We start from the raw sequence: 2973 nt of genomic DNA, 5'->3' as shown, positions 1-2973 counted from the left end.
TATGGACAGCAAGACGAAGAGATGAGATCGTGTGACATCATTTGGTTTGTTTCAAGGTGAGAAAATCGGCCAATCAGCTAAGAGTGCTTATCACCAAGCACTGACAAATTACTATTCATCCTATGTTGAATCGGTACTTCTCAGTGAAATGAAGAACAATGAACAACACCGAGAATATCTGTACGAAACACTCAAAACATATTTGATGCTCTTCAACGATGACAAATTTGAGCGTGAACATGTTCTTGGTTGGTTCAATTATTTCTTTGAAAGGCAGTATCCCGGCGAACTGAATCAAGAGTTAAGAGAGCAACTCTACGCTCATACCGAAAACTTTTTGTCGACAGGCAGACAGAGGCTTATATATCAACACGATCAGTAACCGCAGCCAGATGTTCTAACAGAAATGTTCGGTTGTCGGAAAGGGCCTACCAGAGAATGAAACTCCAGTTCCTTAAAAGTCATGTGCCTTCAATTCCGTTTAACGGACGTTCTAGGGGCAAGAGGAGTTGAGCAATTTGAGCGAAAAAGTGGTAAGCCATTGTCCATGGGATTTCCGGTTTCTACACGTACAACGGTTTCCATAGCATCTTCCAATTACAACTGGGTCGTATGGTAAAGCCTTGATGGAAGAAACTGGTGTATGGGATGAGATTGACGCGCAGAACATCGACCATGATCTCGCTTTGCAAGGCGTGAGAGAGCGCTACTATCGTGACTATGTCTATGAATGGAAGACGCTGCTCAATGACATCCAACTCAAAGCGGCACCAAGTTTGAAATTGAGTTTAGAACAGAGTATGGCATTAGCGGGCTCTGAGCGACCAATTGAATCGCTGCTTAAAGCGGTACAAAAAGAGGTGGCATTAACGAAAGTTTCGCTAAGCAACACAGAAAAGCGCCGCTGAAGTCGCTGGTAAAGTCGCCAAAGTAAAATTTTCAAATACGGCGGACAAACTTGATTTGTATCGTCCGGAAGAGGGGAGTTCGTTTGATATTGCGCTTCCCGGGAAAGAAGTGGAAGCCGAGTTTGACGATCTTGTCAGGATGACAGACCAAGACTTCGACGATATTCACCTCGCATTGAGCGGTTTAAAAAGTTATTTGGCCGATCTCTCTAGCTCAGGAAACAATCAGAAAGTCGCCTACAAGAGTATCTTAAATGGCACTGTGACAGGAGAAGTTGCCGCGTCAATTGAACATGCTAACAGCTTTACCGCTCCGTTCAACAACTGGCTAGGCGAACTTTCCGAGGAATCGGTCGAAGTTGGCGGAAAAAGGATCGCGATCTCACCTTAACACGCTATGGGTTAACAAGGTTCTTAAACCTTATGAGCGCAGCATCAAAGGCAGGTATCCGTTTGAGCCAAGAGCGAAAACAGAAGTGACGTTAAAGGACTTCAGTCGATTCTTTGGCTACGGCGGAACACTTGATGCGTTCTTTGTCGAGTACTTGGAACCGTTTGTCGATACGTCGAGAAGCGCGTGGCGCTTCGAGAGGAAATCGGTGTTAGTCAAGAAACACTCGCCGTATTCCAACGAGCAGATCGCATCCGACAGTCATTTTTTGAACTCGACAATACACTAAAAGTCGAATTTTGCAATGAAACCGATATACCTAGACCAACATATAACCAGCTTTGTACTGGAAGTTGGGGGGCAGAATCTTGCATACCGACATGGCAGCAGAGTAAAAATACTGTCTTGGCCAGCGAAGCGTTCAGCAACAAGAGTGGTTTTCACACCACCCGATTCGATTCGTGAAATTGCTTATACCTATGAAGGTGAATGGGGCTATTTTTAAGTTGCTTGATCAATCTTGAAAGCAAGGCCGACAATCTCGCAAAGACAACATCGTCATGATTGATTTGAAAGGCAACAAAGTTCAACTGGAGTTGATTCCTAAAAGTACGATGAACCCATTTTGGTCGAGTGATATGGAGAGTTTCCGATGTCCGCAAACGCTATAACACCAAGCTGGGGCTTTATAGCAAATTCCTGCAARGGGATTTTATCAAGCAAGACTTGCCAAACCTTTTGCGGATCTTTTCCACGATTGGCAGCAGGCGATTATCGCCGTTAGCAAAGAACAGCTACAGGAAACATGGCAAAGCCATTTTCTAAACGCCCCAATTTGGCATTTCGCATTGGACAGTGGTGTTACCAATGACGCCACGATCATCGGAACGATGATTCCTAGCGTCGATGCCGCTGGACGGTACTTCTTCTTTACATTAGCCAGGCCCGTTCTTGGTGATGCCGTGAGCTATTGGAGCCGTCGAGATTGGGCCAACGAATCGCAAGAGCTGGCGTTAACCGTGCTGGACGATCATTTTACCTTCGACGTTTGGCGTCAGAATCTACAGTCCGGTACAGAGTTAATTAACGCTATTTCGGCAGAAACGTTACCGGTTTCCCAAAAGAAACTGAGTGGGGAAAACCTCTTTATTAAGGAACATACAGAAACCAATGTGATGAGTTTGCTACTCTCATGTTGTTCGACTAGGCATTCCCTAAGCCGTGCTACTGGTGGACGGATGGTAATGATGCCATCGAGCCGATGATGCTCGTCATGGATGGTTTACCACAAATTGGCAAATTTGCCGCAATGTTGGATGGACAATGGCAGAAATGGAATTGGTAACGGTGATCGAATGAGTTGGAGTTCTTACTATTTTCCAAGACACACGCAGGTAAAGTCCGCCCTTACAACGAGGATGCGTTGTTGGATATGACCGCAAGGCGTGTATGGGTTGTTGCCGATGGCATGGGGGGCACTCAGCCGGTGATGTTGCGAGCCAAATGCTTGTCGATCGCATTGAAGATTGTCTCGACACTGCCGGATTTTGGTATCGATGAATTGCGTCAGATGATCGACGTGGCCAATAGGGAAATTTTCCAGTACGCCCAAGTCCACCTAGATGGCAAAACCATGGGTTCAACTGTTGTGCTGTTGTTCTTACAGGAAGGTTA

The 2973-nt window shown here is 45.7% G+C and carries 5 protein-coding genes and 2 pseudogenes; all 7 read left to right on the top strand.

What is annotated here, in order from left to right:
- Positions 1–31 precede the first annotated feature (31 nt).
- Positions 32–382: an ImcF-related family protein gene (locus CIK04_RS34605; protein ID WP_325205945.1), complete on the top strand. Its 351-nt coding sequence runs from the start codon at positions 32–34 to the stop codon at positions 380–382.
- Between the two features lie 244 nt (positions 383–626).
- Positions 627–908, top strand: coding sequence for an ImcF-related family protein (locus CIK04_RS34600; RefSeq protein WP_325205947.1), 282 nt, complete (start codon positions 627–629; stop codon positions 906–908).
- A gap of 55 nt (positions 909–963) precedes the next feature.
- Positions 964–1299 carry a hypothetical protein gene (locus tag CIK04_RS34595; protein WP_325205944.1) on the top strand — a complete coding sequence of 112 codons (336 nt, stop codon included), beginning with the start codon at positions 964–966 and terminating at the stop codon, positions 1297–1299.
- Positions 1268–1588 carry a hypothetical protein gene (locus CIK04_RS35810; RefSeq protein ID WP_369597181.1) on the top strand — a complete coding sequence of 107 codons (321 nt, stop codon included), beginning with the start codon at positions 1268–1270 and terminating at the stop codon, positions 1586–1588. Before CIK04_RS34595 ends, CIK04_RS35810 begins: the two co-directional genes overlap by 32 nt.
- Before the next feature lie 15 nt (positions 1589–1603).
- The gene (locus CIK04_RS34590; protein WP_325205943.1) at positions 1604–1804 is read left to right on the top strand and encodes a type VI secretion IcmF C-terminal domain-containing protein; all 201 of its coding nucleotides are present in this window, start codon (positions 1604–1606) and stop codon (positions 1802–1804) included.
- Positions 1805–1951: 147 nt separating this feature from the next.
- A pseudogene (tagF, locus tag CIK04_RS28220) lies at positions 1952–2644 on the top strand (type VI secretion system-associated protein TagF).
- A 15-nt stretch (positions 2645–2659) separates the two neighbouring features.
- Positions 2660–2973: pseudogene (locus CIK04_RS28215) on the top strand (PP2C family serine/threonine-protein phosphatase); the annotation flags it as partial.

This window comes from Vibrio sp. 03_296, from assembly GCF_002265885.1.
Note: the sequence above shows the minus strand (reverse complement) of the source record. Positions and strands in the feature narration are given on the sequence as shown.